The organism is Microbacterium sp. zg.Y1084 (assembly GCF_024623595.1).
Taxonomy (GTDB): domain Bacteria; phylum Actinomycetota; class Actinomycetes; order Actinomycetales; family Microbacteriaceae; genus Microbacterium; species Microbacterium wangruii.
Genome location: NZ_JANJGV010000009.1, coordinates 203,866 through 219,132 on the forward strand (window position 1 = coordinate 203,866; position 15,267 = coordinate 219,132).

The 15,267-nt window shown below is 70.3% G+C and carries 14 protein-coding genes; 2 read left to right on the top strand and 12 right to left on the bottom strand.

Features of this window, described 5'->3' with window-relative positions; all coding sequences use genetic code 11:
• Positions 1–23: 23 nt before the first annotated feature.
• From NQ165_RS11335 to NQ165_RS11375, 9 genes are all read right to left on the bottom strand, one after another.
• Entirely contained in the window at positions 24–779 is a 756-nt protein-coding gene (locus tag NQ165_RS11335; protein WP_257533501.1) for an ABC transporter ATP-binding protein, read from the bottom strand.
• Entirely contained in the window at positions 779–1,639 is an 861-nt protein-coding gene (locus NQ165_RS11340) for an ABC transporter permease (RefSeq protein WP_308495341.1), read from the bottom strand. Before NQ165_RS11340 ends, NQ165_RS11335 begins: the two co-directional genes overlap by 1 nt.
• 90 nt (positions 1,640–1,729) lie before the next feature.
• Positions 1,730–4,222 (bottom strand): hypothetical protein, encoded by a 2,493-nt coding sequence (locus tag NQ165_RS11345; protein WP_257533503.1) that lies wholly within the window; start codon positions 4,220–4,222, stop codon positions 1,730–1,732.
• Between the two features lie 65 nt (positions 4,223–4,287).
• Positions 4,288–5,400, bottom strand: a complete 1,113-nt coding sequence (locus NQ165_RS11350; protein WP_257533505.1) for a glycosyltransferase — start codon at positions 5,398–5,400, stop codon at positions 4,288–4,290.
• Between the two features lie 3 nt (positions 5,401–5,403).
• The gene (locus tag NQ165_RS11355) at positions 5,404–6,849 is read right to left on the bottom strand and encodes an LCP family protein (protein WP_257533507.1); all 1,446 of its coding nucleotides are present in this window, start codon (positions 6,847–6,849) and stop codon (positions 5,404–5,406) included.
• Positions 6,846–7,313: a 5-(carboxyamino)imidazole ribonucleotide mutase gene (gene purE, locus NQ165_RS11360; protein ID WP_257533568.1), complete on the bottom strand. Its 468-nt coding sequence runs from the start codon at positions 7,311–7,313 to the stop codon at positions 6,846–6,848. Before purE ends, NQ165_RS11355 begins: the two co-directional genes overlap by 4 nt.
• Positions 7,314–7,446: 133 nt before the next feature.
• On the bottom strand, positions 7,447–8,583 hold the full coding sequence (locus NQ165_RS11365; protein WP_257533509.1) for a 5-(carboxyamino)imidazole ribonucleotide synthase: 1,137 nt from the start codon (positions 8,581–8,583) through the stop codon (positions 7,447–7,449).
• A 78-nt stretch (positions 8,584–8,661) separates the two neighbouring features.
• Positions 8,662–9,240: a PH domain-containing protein gene (locus NQ165_RS11370; RefSeq protein ID WP_257526518.1), complete on the bottom strand. Its 579-nt coding sequence runs from the start codon at positions 9,238–9,240 to the stop codon at positions 8,662–8,664.
• Between the two features lie 55 nt (positions 9,241–9,295).
• Entirely contained in the window at positions 9,296–10,090 is a 795-nt protein-coding gene (locus NQ165_RS11375; RefSeq protein ID WP_257526517.1) for a biotin--[acetyl-CoA-carboxylase] ligase, read from the bottom strand.
• 100 nt (positions 10,091–10,190) lie between these two features.
• Here NQ165_RS11375 and NQ165_RS11380 point away from each other — a divergent pair, with 100 nt between their 5' ends.
• Together NQ165_RS11380 and NQ165_RS11385 are read left to right on the top strand one after the other, a co-directional pair.
• Positions 10,191–11,780, top strand: a complete 1,590-nt coding sequence (locus NQ165_RS11380; protein ID WP_257526516.1) for an acyl-CoA carboxylase subunit beta — start codon at positions 10,191–10,193, stop codon at positions 11,778–11,780.
• The gene (locus NQ165_RS11385) at positions 11,777–12,007 is read left to right on the top strand and encodes an acyl-CoA carboxylase epsilon subunit (protein WP_257526515.1); all 231 of its coding nucleotides are present in this window, start codon (positions 11,777–11,779) and stop codon (positions 12,005–12,007) included. The genes NQ165_RS11380 and NQ165_RS11385 overlap by 4 nt, the downstream gene beginning before the upstream one ends.
• A gap of 283 nt (positions 12,008–12,290) precedes the next feature.
• Here the strand turns inward: NQ165_RS11385 and NQ165_RS11390 are convergent, their stop codons facing one another.
• Genes NQ165_RS11390 through NQ165_RS11400 form a run of 3 tightly spaced genes read right to left on the bottom strand, consistent with a single transcriptional unit; the run spans position 12,291 to position 15,257 of the window.
• A complete protein-coding gene (locus NQ165_RS11390; protein ID WP_257526514.1) occupies positions 12,291–13,355 on the bottom strand; it encodes a hypothetical protein in 1,065 nt (354 codons plus the stop codon).
• On the bottom strand, positions 13,352–14,602 hold the full coding sequence (locus tag NQ165_RS11395; RefSeq protein ID WP_257526513.1) for a sensor histidine kinase: 1,251 nt from the start codon (positions 14,600–14,602) through the stop codon (positions 13,352–13,354). The genes NQ165_RS11390 and NQ165_RS11395 overlap by 4 nt, the downstream gene beginning before the upstream one ends.
• Positions 14,592–15,257, bottom strand: a complete 666-nt coding sequence (locus NQ165_RS11400; protein WP_257526511.1) for a response regulator transcription factor — start codon at positions 15,255–15,257, stop codon at positions 14,592–14,594. Before NQ165_RS11400 ends, NQ165_RS11395 begins: the two co-directional genes overlap by 11 nt.
• Positions 15,258–15,267: the final 10 nt, after the last annotated feature.

The window sequence follows — 15,267 nt, forward strand, 5'->3', positions numbered from 1 at the left end:
CCCGGGCGCAGATGTCATGACGGTCAGGTCCGCAGGCGCTCCACGGCTTCTGCGACAGGGCCGTCGAACACTTTCTTGCCCTTGACGATGACGATGCCTCGGTCGCAGAGTTCCTTGACCATGTTCATGTCATGACTCACGACGAGCATGGTGATGCCTCGTGCAGTGAGCTCCTTGATCTTCGCCGCGCATTTCGCTCGGAACGGTGCATCGCCCACCGAGAGCACCTCGTCCACCAGCAGGATGTCGAGATCGACGTGGATGGCCACGGAGAAGGCGAGGCGCATGAACATGCCGGACGAATAGTGCTTGACCTCCTGATCGATGAAATCACCGATCTCGGAGAACGCGACGATCTCATCGAAGCGCTCCTCGATCTGCTTGCGCCCCATCCCCAGAATGGCCGCGTTGAGAAAGACGTTCTCCCGCCCTGACAGATCAGGATGGAAGCCGGCGCCCACCTCGATGAGACCGGCGACGCGGCCGCGCGTCAGAACGCGCCCGGCATCCGGTTCGAGCACACCGGATACCAGCTTCAGAGTGGTCGACTTGCCTGAGCCGTTGAGCCCGAGTACCGCCACCGCCTCGCCCTCGCCCACCTGGAAGCTCAAGCCGTCCAGCGCGGTGAACGAGTCGGCGCGCACGCGCTTGCCCTTCACCCACCCGATGAACGCTTCCTTGAAGGAGTGCGAATTGCGCTTGAGGAAGCGCTTCGACACATCGTCGACGATGATCGACGGTGGCGTCGAGGTCTCAGCCAATAGGGGCGTGTTGGTCATCAGAGGTCCTGAGCGAAGGATCGTTCGAAACGGCGGAACGTGATCTGGCCGACGACAAGCATCACAACGCAGATCAGCGCAGCCGCAAGGGTGTATACCGCGAAGTGGGGCGGCAGCCCGTGGCTCTGCTCGACGGTGCGCGACCAGAAACCGTAGTGGAACAGCTCAGCAGCCACCGTCAGCGGGTTCGTCATGTAGATATGAAAGCCCCACGACGGGAGTGCTGCGGCGACGAGCGTCCACGAGTAAAGGACCGGCGACGTCCAGGTCGAGAACATGCGGATGATCTCGACGACGTTCTGCGCGTCACGGTAACGGACGTTGATACCGCTGAAGAAGAGCCCCAGCCCGAGCGCGAACATGATGACCAGCAGGGCACCCACGATCACCGCGACGACGGCCGTCAGCGACGGCGTGTACCCGACGAGCAGGCAGATCACGAGCAGCACGGCCAGCTGCGGCAGGAAGTGGATGAACGCGACGATGATCGAAGCGACAGGGAACAACTCGCGCGGGAGATAGATCTTCTTGACGAGGGACCCGTTGTCGACGATCGAATTCGTGGCGTTTCCGAACGCCTCGTTGAAGAGGTTGAGGATGACGACACCGGCGAACAGGTAGATCGCGAAGTTCTCGATCTCCCTGTGAAGGTTCAGGACGATGCCCATCACGAAGTAGTAGACGACGAACTGCGAGAGGGGCTTTACGTACGACCAGGTCCAGCCGAGGACCGAGTTGCGATAACGCGTCGCCGTCCCTTTTCGGACCAGCAGCCGCAGAAGGTAACGCCAGCGCACCACGTCCAGGATGCCGCGCCCTCGACCCGGAACGTCGTATGCGCTGGTGTCGATGATCGTCACAGCAGTTAGAACCTTCTGTCGGAAGAAGCATGAGCGGCCATCGGGAAGGCCCGTCTCATCATAGATGAGCGCGCTTGGTGATTGCTGAACTCAGCGCCAGGGGCCCCCCATCGGGAGGCGCGCGATCGTCCCCGGACTCACCGACAGCACGGGTGGACGCACCCCGCCCCCGAGCGCGGCGAGGGCGGCCGGCGAGGTGACGTGTCGGTACACGCCCTGATCTGCCAGGTAGACGGCGGACTGGCCGACACCTTGGACGAAGACACGGGACAGCACCGCCTGCTGCGATCGGGGCAGCATCGCGCAGGTGGCAGCGTCAAGCCGGGTCGGGTCGAAGCCCGTGGCGGCTGCAGCGGCAATCGCATGGTGTGATCCGCCGGCAGCCACGACGGCGTCGGCGCCGCAGGTCGCGAACAGGCCGAGGCGGCCGTCGACGCGCAGTCTCGACAGGATGCCTTCGCTGACGACGGTGACCTTGCGGTCGGGAAAACCCCACTCGTGCGCTATGTCCCAGGACGGCAGGTAGATCGCCCGGCCATCCGCCGTCGCGAGATACGTCTGGCTGGACCCGGACGAACGGATCATCTGCCCAACCGGCGTGCCACTCGGAGCGGGCGCGGGGGCTGGGGGCGGCGTCGGAGCGGGCGGTGCCGGCCGCATCGGCTCTCCCTTCGGCATCCTGTCGACAACGGCGGCGGCCAGCGGCAGGATGCGGGGCATCGCTCCGCCGCCGAGGGAGCGCAGGAGCGACGGCGAAGTGACGTGGCGAAGCACGCCGTTCTCAGCGAGGTACACCGCGCTATGGCGGGGCGCCTGCACGAACACCCTGTCGAGCGTCGGTTCGGACGACACCGTCAGCGCACCGCACGTCGGCGCGTCGAGCACGGAGAGAGCGAATCCGTTGAGCGCGGAGCTCGTGGTCGGATAGAGCACGCCACCGGCTGCGAAGGCCGTCACGTCGCCGCAGCGCACTGTCGGGGCGAGGGAACCGGCCTCGGTGTGGCGCGAGAGGACTGCGGGGTCGACGGTGCGGTAGGTGCTCGACGGCAGTCCGAGCTCGGCTGCGATAGCCCAATGCGGCAGATAGATCAGGCGGCCGTCCGTTGTGGGAAGGTACACACGCGTCGAGGTCGTCGTGCGGATGAACTGCCCCGCAGTGAATCGGGTGGGTCCGAGGGTGTACCGCGCGGCTGTCGCCGAGCCCATCACCGCGGCGTACGGCGCGGAACCGCCGTTGTGAGCGGTCGCGGCGGCTGCGTCATACATCGGAACCAGCTGGTTGCCCTCGATGAGCGAAATCGGGCCGTCGGCGGTCAGCCGCGCGAACCAGGTCATCTTGGCGCCTTCGCGGATGCGCGAATAGTCCTCGGGCGCGAGGATGACCGCGCCCGTGTTGCAGTGGCCGCCCCACGCGGCGACGAGGGCGCAGGACCCGAACCAGTGACTCATGCCGCCTTGCAGGTAGGCGACCTGACCAGTCTTGGCATTGCGCACGACAGCCCCGGCCGCGCCCTTCAACTCCCACTGATCGAGATACTGCTGACTCACCGGCACCGGGTTGCCGAAGACGCGCGTGTACTCCGCCAACTGCGAGGGCGGGATCCCGTAGCGCAGCCCTCCAGAAACCACGAAGATGTGGCCCGAGCGTGACACGAGGCCTCTGGTGACGCCCTGCGTCGACCCGAACCAGTCCTCGAAGTACTGGTAGAAGTTGCGGTTGCCGTAGGAGGAGCAGCCGTCGCCCTCGCCGTAACCGGCGCGCAGCGCGGCCGTATTCGGCTGATATGGCGTGTAGTAGTAGAGCGCGGCGGTGGCCCGGTTGGTGATGTACACAGGCGACGAGCCGCAGGACGCGTTCGGATGCCAGCGCACGTTCCACGTCTTACCGGGGGCGTACCACGTGAAGTAATTGCTGGTCCCGGGCGGGTTCGCATAACGCTTGAGCTGCCACGCTGCGCCGTAGACCTGGTTGAAGAAGCCGAAGTAGCGCGAGTCGCAGGCCGCCGTGTCGGGGCACCCTTGACCCATCGCGATCTTGTACTGCGAGTCCACCGGCCAGGTGTCGGTGACGAGGCCCTGCTCCTTCTGGAGCATCACGATCAGCGCCTGCGGGTTGATCCCGCACGCCTGCGCCACCTTGAACAGGATGCGGGCGGCAGACTCGACTCCCCCGCCGGTGTAGGCGCTGCACATCGGGTCGGCGGCGATCGCGCGCGTTCGGTCCGTCTTGTCCTTCAAGCAAACATGCCCCGAGCGGCATGTCGTGACCTTCGAGTTCAGGAAGGACTGGATCTGCCCCTCGGTCATCGATCCCGAGTTGTAGAAGACGGCATCCGAGACGATGTTGCCCGCTTGGAACTTCGTGAGATCGGCGGCTTTGACGATCCCTGTGGCGGCGGGGCCCGTCCCTACGACCGCGGCCGTCTCCACCGCGCGCGTGGCAGCGGAGGGCGCGGCTCCTGCCCCGGGCACGGCCTGCGCGGGCGTGGCGACCACGAGCCCGGCGACCATCAGGAGGACGGACGCGACGGCGGTCGCGGCTTTCGAGCGCAGGCGAAGCCGACGTGCGTGGGGGCGCAGCATGTGACCAGTGTTACGGAAGTGTCCAGATAATATCAACGGCGCGCCCAGAGAGGCCTGCTATGGGGTCACAGGTCGGCGTGCAGCTGCCATACGCGCTCCGCAGCGCCGGCCCACGAGAACGCACGGCCGCGATCGCCGGCGAGGACAGCGGCGCGGGAACGTGCGGCATCCGAGCCCAGCAGCTGCGACAGGGCCTCACCGATGGCGTCGGCCGACGGCTGCGCGAGCGCTCCCCCGTCGACGACCAGCTCGCGGTTCGCGGGGGTGTCGGCGACCACGACGGGAAGGCTCAGGGTGAGCGCCTCGACGACGGCCCAGGGAAACCCCGTCACGGTCGAGGGCGAAACCAGCGCGGTCGCCCCGGCCAGCACCGCGGCGCGATCCGCCGCGGTGAGCGGTCCCGGCACGCGCAGGCGCGACTCATCGAGCCCCGCTGCCGCGCCCGCCTCCCGGATGGCCGCGGCACGATCGTCCGGCACGTTCATCACGACGACAGGAAGGTCCGCGCCGGAGGCCATCACTCCGGCGAACGCGATTTCCGCTCCCGGCCCCGCACCGTCGATGACGACATACTCCCCCGGCAGCTCCAGCGAGCGCCGCCGCCCCACTTCGTCGGTCGGCGCGGCGAAACCCTCCGGCGCCGCCCCGGCGATCACCCGGATGCGATCCCCCAGCTTCGGTGCGACCTGCCGCAGCGCATCGGCGTGGGCATGGCTGGGAACTACCACGGCGTCGGCGTGCTTGACCGCCCGCTTGAGCATGGCCTTCTGCCACATCACGCCCGCGCGCCCGAGCTCCTCCGGAGCCTCCCAGGCGGTGAGGTCCCACAGCGTCACGACGGTCTGCTCGTGGGCGTAGACCCGGTCGTGCCGCACCAGCGGGGCGAGGAACGTGGGCGAGTGGATCATGCCGCCGGCGACCCCGGCGGCGACGCCGAGCTGCCATGATGCGGCCAGTTCGCGCCGCGGCAGCGGAGCGGCAGCGACGTCGGCGAGCCCGGGCACGTCGATGTGCAGGCGCGAGATCTCGTCGTCTGCGATGGCGGGCACCACCGCCGCCACCTCGCACGCCGGCGGCGCTGTGCGCACCAGCGCCCGCGCAAGCTGACGCGCGGCCTCGGCCGGCGCATCACCCGGGGCCGCGGGAGCGTCGAGCACCACGCGCAGCGTCGTCGTCATCGCTCAGCTCTCCGGCTCGGGCGTCGGCGGGTGCAGGGCGTCCCGCACGATCTCGTGCACCCGGTCGTAGTCGGGGTCGTCGGGGTCGATGCCGATGCCCATCGGCGTCAGCTCCAGGCTCGCGACGGGCTGCTCCTTGGCCTTGAGCGCCAGCTCGACGAAGGTCGGGAACATCGACTGCGGCACGTCCGTCTCGATGAGGTCCTGCCCGGCCGCCGCGATGTCGTTGAACCGGGTGAGCACCGTGGCCGGATCCAGCTGGGCGAGCATGGCCTGCTGCAGCTGACGCTGACGCTGCATGCGGTCCCAGTCGTTGGTGGTGTAGCGGGAGCGGGCGTACCACTGGGCGGTGTCGCCGTCCATGTGCTGCTCGCCCGCCTCGATCCAGCCGATGGCCCAGTCGTCGACGGGCTGGCCGTCGTACGCCGGCCCGCCGCCCTTCGGCAGTCGCTCGGCGACGGTGATGTCGACGCCGCCGAGAGCGTCGATCATGTCCGCGAAGCCGTGCATGTCGACGAACACGTAGTAGGGGATCTCGATGCCGAGGACCCCCTCCGCGGCATCCTTGGTCGCTTCGACCGCCGGGGTCGAGCCCACGGACTCCGCGTCGGGGTACAGGCCCGAGCCGTCGCGGCACACCTCGACCGCGTTCATGAGCTGATTGATGCCGGCGCCCCAGCCGCAGGTGGCATCCCCGTGCCCCTCGAAGCCGTCGGGATACAGGTCCTGCATGGGGCCGGCGGAGAACGGCGGGTTCTGGATGTCCCGCGGGATGCCGGTGATCGTCACAGCGCCGGTCTCGGCGTTGATCGAGACCACCGAGATGCTGTCGAACCGCATCGAGTCGCGGCCGTCGCCGCTGTCCGCCCCCAGCAGCAGGATGTTGTAGTAGCCGTCCGAAGGCGGCACGCTGGGGCCGCTCTGCCCGAAGATGCTGCCGAACGCGCCCCGCAGCGTGCCCACCGAGTAGGCCGCATACGCGGTCGTGCCGCCGGCGAGCACGAGCAGCGCCACCGCCAGTGCGGCGATGCCGACGCGGGCGCGCGGTCGCGTGCGGACCAGACGGGCCAGCCGCAGCGTGTCGACGGTGAGCACGACCCACAGCACGACGTAGGCGATCAGCACGACCTGCACCAGCGTGAGCACGAACCAGTTGGTGCCGAGCGTCGTCACGGCCTCGCGCCAGAGCAGCGCGCCGAGCGCCGCCACGACGATCAGCACCCACATCGTGAGCGTGGCGGCGACGCCGACGCGGCCGAGACGTCGATTGCCGGCCAGCACCTGGGCGGAGCCGGGCAGCAGGAAGTTGAGCACCACCAGCCACCAGGCCCGTCGGGTCATCACCTCGGCGGAACCGGCATCCGGATGCCGCATCGGGCGCTCCTGCAGCAATGAGTGGCGGCCGGATGTCCGGGAGCCGGCGGTCCGCGGCGGACTGGCAACGCTCACAGGGAGTCCTTCAGCCGCCGGTTCTTCTCCTCGACCTGGGCCTCGAGGTCGCGGGCATACCCCTCGATCCGGTCGGCGAGGCGGTCATCGCCGACACCGAGCATGCGCACGGCGAGGAGACCGGCGTTCTTCGCGCCGTTGATGGAGACCGTCGCCACCGGGATGCCCGCGGGCATCTGCACGATACTCAGCAGCGAGTCGAGTCCATCGAGCGTGGCCAGCTGCACCGGCACACCGATCACCGGCAGCGACGTCACCGAGGCGAGCATGCCGGGCAGGTGGGCGGCGCCTCCGGCACCGGCGATGATCACCTTGACACCACGGGCGCGGGCCTCGCGTCCGTAGCGGAGCAGCTTGTCAGGAGTGCGGTGGGCGGAGACGACCTCGACCTCGTGGGGCACGGCGAAATCCGACAGCGCCTGCGATGCGTCGCTCATGACCCGCCAATCGGAGTCTGAGCCCATCACGACGCCCACGAGGGGTTCTTCAGAGGAATGCAGCGGCCGGGTCACCCGTCAAGGCTAGGGCGCAAGCCTGCAAGTTGCCCGCAACGGCGCGCGTCCGCACTCCCCCGCTCCCGCCCGGAGGGGGCGGTCTTCACTCGAGGAAGTGCGCGGCGGCGGCGCGCGACTCGTACACGACGTCGTCGAGGTGCGCGCCGGCCACCGTCACATGGCCGACCTTGCGTCCGGGCCGAGGGGCCTTGCCGTAGGTGTGCACCTTGGCGGCAGGGTGCGCGTCCAGTGCAGCGGCGAACCGCTCCTCGAGGCCACCCTGCGCCGGACCGCCCAGGATGTTCACCATCACCGACCAGGGCTCGCGCGGCCGGGTATCGCCCAGCGGCAGATCGAGCACCGCACGCAGGTGCTGCTCGAACTGTCCCGTCACGGCGCCGTCCTGGCTCCAGTGGCCGCTGTTGTGCGGCCGCATGGCCAGTTCGTTGACCAGCAGACGGTGATCACTGGTCTCGAAGAGCTCGACGGCGAGCATCCCGGTGACGCCGAGACCCGTGGCGATGGCCTCACCGATACCGCGTGCCACCTCGACGAGCCTGTCGGCGGCGTGCGGGGCGGGGGCGATGACCTCAGCGCACACGCCGTCCCGCTGCACGGTCTCGACCACCGGGTACGACCTCAGATCGCCCGAGGGGCGGCGGGCCACCTGCTGCGCGAGCTCGCGGGTGAAGTCGACGAGCTCCTCCACCAGCAGCTCGCCGCCGCGGGCGTCCTCGGCGAGCGCCGTGAACCAGTCCTCCGCCTCGGCCGCGGACGAGACGACCCGCACGCCCTTCCCGTCGTATCCGCCGCGGGGCGTCTTGACCACGGCGCGCCCGCCGTGGGCGTCCAGGAACGCCTGAAGCCCGGTCGCATCGGCGACGGCGGCCCAGTCGGGCTGCGGCATCCCGAGCTCGTCCAGGCGCGCACGCATGAGCAGCTTGTCCTGCGCGAAACGGAGGGCATCGGGGCCCGGGTGCACGGCGACCCCGGCGTCGACGAGCGCGCGCAGCACGTCCTGCGGCACGTGCTCATGGTCGAACGTGACCACATCGACGTCGCGCGCGAACGCGAGCACCGTGTCGGCGTCGCGGTAGTCCCCCACGGCGGTCGCCGCGAGTGCGGCGGCCATGCCCGGCTCTTCGGCCAGCACGCGCAGCTCGACACCGAGCTCCACCGCCGGCGCGATCATCATCCGGGCCAGCTGCCCGCCGCCAACGACTCCGACACGCAGCGCCATGCCGCTCCTTCCGACTCTTTCATCTTCCCGCATCGCGCGCGGGCTGTGACGCCGCGCGCCTGGAGGCCGCTGCGCGCCTCAGCGTCCGGGCAACGGCGGCGGCGGCCCGGGGTCGCCCACGGTGGGGATCGCGTGCGAGTCCCGGTGGGCCAGGATCTGACTGACCTCCACCTGATCGGCGAGCACCTCGTGCACGAGCATGACGGCGGGGATGTTCTTCATCACCAGCGGCGCGTCCACGCCGTTGGAGAGGATCAGCGTGCCCGACCCCCACAGCCGCTGCAGGGGGCCGCGCCGCTCACGGATCGAGTACCCGCGGGCGTGCGGCAGCTCGCTGCGATGGGTGGTCAGCAGTCCGGAACGGGCGATCACCCGACGGGTGGTGATCGTGTACGTGCGCGACAGCCAGGTGAAGAACGGCATCACGACCAGCAGCAGCACGACCGCGGCAGCCGCGGTGGGCAGCATCCACGTCTCGAAGGGTGCCGGGAGGTTGTCCCAGTAGTACCCGACCGCTCCGGACACGGCGATGAGCACGAGCGCCGGCCAGACCAGGCGGCGGGCGTGGCCGCGCACACGCGCGACCTTGCGTTCGGGTGTGGGCGCTCCGGGCGCCGGGGTGAGGGGGCGCCCGGCGAAACTGGTCGGCTGGGTCACACGCCCATTGTGGCGGGCGCCGCCGACGTCGGCGCCGCGGCGCGCGGACCGCGGTTCAGCGCACGTGCACGACGTCGCCCGCGGAGACGGCCGTCTCCACCCCCGCGACGTCGACGACGAGCTGTCCCGCCGGATCGAGCCGCACCGCCTGACCGCGCAGCACGCCGCCGTCGGGCAGGCTCACCGCCACCTCACGACCGATCGTGTCGCAGCGCTGCTCGACGTCGACGGCGACGCCGGATGCCGTCGCGTCGCCGTCCGCCGCGGCGAGCCGACGCAGCAGGTCGTCGAGCACGGTGAGGTAGCGGGCGAGGAGATCGTCGAGGTCGACGTCGACTCCCACGGCCGCGAACGAGGTGGCGGTGGGGACCGGCAGGTCCGCCTCGCGCATGGCGGTGTTGACCCCGGCGCCGATGACGACGGCATCCGCGTCACCCGGGACGACCTCGGCGAGGATGCCGCACACCTTGCCGCCGTCCAGCAGCACGTCGTTGGGCCACTTCAATCGCACGTCGTGCGACCGCCCGCTCATCACCTCGGCCAGGGCCCGCACCATCGCCGCCCCGGCGCAGAGCGGGATCCACCCGCGCGCGGAGGCCGGGATGCCCGGCACCCGCACGAGCACCGACACCGCCAGGGCGGTTCCCGGCGGCGTCGTCCACGACCGGTCGAGCCGTCCCCGCCCGGCGCGCTGGTCGTCGGTGAGCAGCACCGACAGATGCGGATGCCCGGGAACGTCGGCAGCCGCGTCGCGCAGCAGATCGGCGTTGGTGGAGTCGGTGGTGGCGACGACCTGCAGTCGAGGTGAGACGGCTGCAGCCAGCGGGAAGCCTTCGGTGGGGAGCGTCATGGCGACACCCTACGCCGACCACTGTCACCCACAGCGGATCCGCTGACCTGTTGTGCCCACCCTCCAACTCCCGCGGGTGCGCGGTCGCTAGGGTGGAACGGTGACGGACCAGCCCGACCTCTCCACGACCGCCGGCAAGATCGCCGATCTGCGCAACCGCTATCAAGAGGCGGTCCTCGACGCCGAGGCCACCGCGCGCGAGAAGCAGCATGCCAAAGGCAAGCTCACCGCCCGCGAGCGCATCGAACTGCTGGTGGATCCCGGATCGTTCGTCGAGATCGACGAGTACGTCCGCCACCGCACCACCGCGTTCGGCATGGATCGCTCCCGCCCCTACGGCGACTCGGTCGTCACGGGTACGGGCACGATCCATGGCCGCACCGTCGCGGTGTACGCGCAGGACTTCTCCACCTTCGGCGGGTCACTCGGCGAGGTCGCCGGCGAGAAGATCATCAAGGTGATGCAGCTGGCTCTGCGGGGCGGGATGCCGATCATCGGCATGCTGGACTCCGGCGGGGCCCGCATCCAGGAGGGCGTGGTGGCCCTCGGCAAGTACGGGGAGATCTTCCGTCTGAACACCGCCGCCTCCGGCGTCATCCCTCAGATCTCGATCATCATGGGCCCGGCGGCCGGTGGCGCGGTCTACTCCCCTGCGCTGACCGACTTCGTGATCATGGTCGACAAGACCAGCCAGATGTTCGTCACCGGCCCGGACGTCATCAAGACCGTCACCGGCGAGGACGTCGGCATGGAGGAGCTCGGCGGCGCGCACACCCACAACACCCGCTCGGGCGTGGCGCACTACCTCGCAGAAGACGAGGACGACGCCCTCGACTACGCCCGCACGCTGATCGGGTTCCTGCCCGACAACAACATGGCCGAGCTGCCGGTGTACGAGAACGAGTTCGAGTGGGAGACGACGGACTCCGACCGCTTCCTGAACACGATCATCCCGGACTCGGCGAACCAGCCGTACGACATCCATCAGGTCATCGCCCACCTCGTCGACTCCGGCGATTTCCTCGAGGTGCAGCCGCTGTTCGCCCCCAACATCGTCATCGGGTTCGGGCGGGTCGAGGGCCGCACCGTCGGCATCATCGCCAACCAGCCCTCTCAGATGGCGGGCACCCTCAACATCGAAGCCGGCGAGAAGGCGAGCCGCTTCGTGCGCTTCTGCGATGCGTTCTCGGTGCCGATCGTCACCCTCGTGGACGTCCCGGGCTACCTTCCCGGCACCGACCAGGAGTGGACGGGCGTCATCCGCCGCGGTGCGAAGCTGCTGTACGCCTACGCCGAGGCCACGGTGCCGCTGGTGACCGTGATCCTGCGCAAGGCCTACGGCGGCGCGTACATCGTCATGGGCTCCAAGCAGCTGGGCGCCGACGTGAACCTCGCCTGGCCGACGGCCGAGATCGCCGTGATGGGCGGTCAGGGCGCGGTGAACATCCTCTACCGGGGCGAGATCCGCCGCGCCCAGGATGCCGGCGAGGACGTCGCCGCCGTGCGCGCGCGTCTGGCATCCGAGTACACGTACAACGTGGCATCCCCGTTCCTCGCCGCCGAGCGCGGGGAGCTGGACGGCATCATCGAGCCGGCCCAGACCCGCGTGGCGGTGGCGAAGGCGCTGCGGTCGCTGCGCGGCAAGCGCGCGAGCCTGCCGCCGAAGAAGCACGGGAACATTCCGCTGTGACCGCCCAGACCCCCGGCGATGCCCGCATCCGCGTCGACGTGCGCCGCGGCAGCCCGACCGAAGAGGATCTCGCTGCCGTGGTCGCCGTGGTCACCGAGGCGTACCACCGCGAGGCGGCCGCAGCGGTCGTCGACGATCCGCCGGTGCGTCCCGGGTGGGAGCTGGCCGCGCGCGGCCTGCGCCGCCCGCTGCACCGGGCTGCGGGCTGGCGCGGCGGAGTCGGCTGACCCCGCACCGGCGGTGTCCCCCAAAGTACCTACAGACATCCGCTTGCACGGTCTCGCATACTGAAGGAGCTGAACGCAATTCTGCGTCGGTCGACTCGCTTCGAATCTTCGAATCCGAGATCCGGCCCACCCGCGGAGAGGTTTTCGGGTAACCGCTCCGCACGGCGAGGGGCGGGCGGCTTCGCCGCCCCTCGCCTTCTCTCTTCCCGCGCCGTTCGTCCGGCGCGACGGACCCCTCCCGCCGGATGCACGGCATCGCCGCGAGGGGCGGGCAGCCCCGCTCTCAAGAGTCGCGGCCCGGCAGCTCGATCTCCCGCCACAGGTCCACCGTGTCCTCGCCATCGGAACGGGAGCGCCCGACCACCGTGACGGCCACCGTCTCGTGCGGCGCGGTGCGGATGTAGATCCGCTCGGATCCGGCGTTGCGCAGCACGTCCGCCAGCTGCGCCCGCACCTCCCGGAGTCCCCGCTCCCCGAGACCGTCCAGGCCGCCCTCGTCGAGCACCGTGACGTTCGCCCCGCGCTGGCGCGCCGCCTCGAGCACGCCGCGCACGTCGTCGTCGAGCAGTCGCCGCCCGCGCAGCTCGTCGCGCAGCCGCCCTTCGGCCAGCCTCGCCAGCTCACGCTCCTGCGGGTCGAGGTCGCCGCCGGCGGCGATCGTCCGTGTGAGGACGGGACCTGCCACCGCCAGCGCCCGCTGCACCTGCACGCGCCGCTCGCGCTGGCGTCCGGCCTGCGAGGCGAGCCACTCGGATGCGGCGCGCTGCAGTTCGCCGAGCTGCGTGCTCTCACGGGAGGCACGGTCAGTCGACCACATCAGCAGCTGGGCGGTGGCGGTCCACATCACCGACCCCACCAGTCCGAGCGACAACGCAGGCAGCGGCCCGATCCACGCGAAGCTCTGCGCGGCGAGCAGGAGGATGCCGGTGAAGCCGATGAAAGGTCGTCGACGCACGACGACGATGACCATGAGTGCGCCGATCGCCCCGATGGTCCACGTGGCGTGCAACTGATCCCGTGCGTCGGGGGCGACGCCCGTCCAGATGAGAGCGGGGACGACCACCGTCGACACGAGCGCGAGCACCCCCACCCAGGTCGGGAGGCGGGTGGGGCCGCTGACGCCGGTCGTCATGCCGGTGTCCTCCCCCGACGGAGCATGGGTTCGCCGCGCGAACACGCTCGGCTCCCAGAAGATGCACAGCCACGACGTGGCGAGGTAGAGCGCCACCGCCGCCGCCACCACCCAGCCGTTCGCGGCGTCGCCGTCCCACCATGGCCAGCCGAGACCGAGATAGGTGGTGAAGGCCACCCCGAGCGCGGACAGCACCGTCCGAGGCTGCAGTCTCATGTCGACGGACCCCATTCCAGCGTGACGCAGGTACCGGTGGCGGCGGACTCGACCTTGGCGACTCCCCCCACCGCCGCAACCCGGGCATAGATGGACGCGCGGATGCCGAGCCGGTCGTCGGGGACGGTGCCGAGGTCGAAGCCGCTGCCATCGTCGCGCACGACGATCCGCACGCGACCCGGCGTCTCCCCGTCGGCCACGGTGACGGCCAGCCCGGCCCCCGCAGCGTGCTCCACGGCATTGGCGACGGCCTGGGTCGCCGCCAGCACGAGCGCACGCGCCACCCGACCGGGCACCGTCAGGCACGGGTCCGTCAGCCGACGCTCCACCTGCAGGTCCAGCCCGACTTCCCGGCCGGCCGCCTCCAGGCGGTCGATCAGCTCGGCCGCCGGCAGCGGCACATCCGGCCCTTCACCGACGTCTTGCTCGGCGTTGGCCAGCCGCGTGAGCGCCTCCTGCGCCATGGCCACGGCCAGTGCCTGCTTGCGCGGGGTGTCGGCGCGTTCCGCGGCGATGAGCGCCGCCAGCACGCTGTCGTGCATGAGCGCGGCCACGGCCACCCGCTCGCGCTCCGCGGCATCGGCGGCGGCCGCCGCGGCGTAGGAGGCCACCGCCTCGCCACGAGCCCGGTCGACGCCGGTCGCCACGGCACGGTACACGCGGTCCAGGGTCAGCAGCACGGTGGCGAGGATGATCGCGTAGACGACGTCCAGCAGCACCGGCGCGACGAAGTCCGCCGCGAAGCCCACCTGCGTCAGCCGCACGACGCCGTACTCCACCGGCACCAGCACCGCCCACACCACCTGCAGCGGCGGCGGGAAGGCGAGGATCGCGGCGACCGTGGCGACGTTCAGGAGAAGCCAGATCCACGGCCCGCCCTCCGGGGAGGTCGGCATCGATGTCGCCGCCAGCGGCCAGGCCAGCAGCGCGAGCGGGTAGGCCACCGCGAAGACGCCGGTGGTCAGGCGCACGCCGCGACCGATCAGGCATCCGACGATCATCGCCAGCAACGGCACGAACACCACGATCATGAGCGCCGTGCGCCAGTCCGACTGCTCCTGCGTGGCGGACAGCGCGGTCACCAGCGCCTGGATGCCGAGGGCGATGCATCCCGCGCCGACGGTCAGCGAGGTGAACCGCTCCACCCGGGCGCGGGTGAACGTGGCCATGCCGGCCACGGTGTCGGCGGCGTGAGGGAACGTTCCGTGCGCCTGTGCGAGCACACGGCGCGTGGCCTCAGCGGACACCGGGGATCTCGTTGGGCTGGGTGAGGAGCCCGTCCTCCATCGCGCGGCGCGCGAGATCGACCTTGGTCGGCGCCGGGCGGCCGACCTCGACGTACTTGTATCGCACGCGCGTGATGTTCTCCTTCGCGGTGGAGTACGCCACCCCCAGCCGGTCGGCGACGACCTTCAGCGGCAGGCCCGCAGCGTACAGGCGCAGCACGTCGCGCTCGCGCGCGGACAGCTGCGCGTCGGCGAAGGCACGGTCGCCCTCGACGGCACTGGCCCACTCGACGTTGTCGAGGTGGTGACCGTCTGCGACCGTCTGCACGGCTTCGATGACCTCGTCGATGGGGCTGGCCTTGCTGATGACCCCGACGGCGCCGGCGGCGAGTGCCTCGCGCACGGTCGCGGGTCGGTCGGCGACGCTGTGGATGATGATGCTGGAGCCGTCGGCGACCAGGCGGGAGACGTTCTCGGTCACGGTGGCGCCGTCGCCCAGGGTCAGGTCGAGCACGACGACGTCCGCCGGCGCCTGCCTGCTGTACCGGCGCCAGTCGAGGTATTCGGTCACGGTGCTGCCGGAGAAGACGACGTGCTGCGTGCCGGAGCGATGCGAGGCGGCCTCCAGCCCGAGGCGCACCGACTCGTGGTCGTCGATGAGTGCCACGCGGATCATGCTGGCCATG

Bases quoted from the DNA above. Each gene is read 5' to 3' on its own strand.
- NQ165_RS11375 (WP_257526517.1), bottom strand. From the start codon at position 10,090: ATGACGCTCCCCACCGAAGGCTTCCCGCTGGCTGCAGCCGTCTCACCT.
- NQ165_RS11390 (WP_257526514.1), bottom strand. From the start codon at position 13,355: ATGAGACTGCAGCCTCGGACGGTGCTGTCCGCGCTCGGGGTGGCCTTC.
- purE (WP_257533568.1), bottom strand. From the start codon at position 7,313: ATGGGCTCAGACTCCGATTGGCGGGTCATGAGCGACGCATCGCAGGCG.
- NQ165_RS11345 (WP_257533503.1), bottom strand. From the start codon at position 4,222: ATGCTGCGCCCCCACGCACGTCGGCTTCGCCTGCGCTCGAAAGCCGCG.
- NQ165_RS11350 (WP_257533505.1), bottom strand. From the start codon at position 5,400: ATGACGACGACGCTGCGCGTGGTGCTCGACGCTCCCGCGGCCCCGGGT.
- NQ165_RS11335 (WP_257533501.1), bottom strand. From the start codon at position 779: ATGACCAACACGCCCCTATTGGCTGAGACCTCGACGCCACCGTCGATC.
- NQ165_RS11400 (WP_257526511.1), bottom strand. From the start codon at position 15,257: ATGATCCGCGTGGCACTCATCGACGACCACGAGTCGGTGCGCCTCGGG.
- NQ165_RS11365 (WP_257533509.1), bottom strand. From the start codon at position 8,583: ATGGCGCTGCGTGTCGGAGTCGTTGGCGGCGGGCAGCTGGCCCGGATG.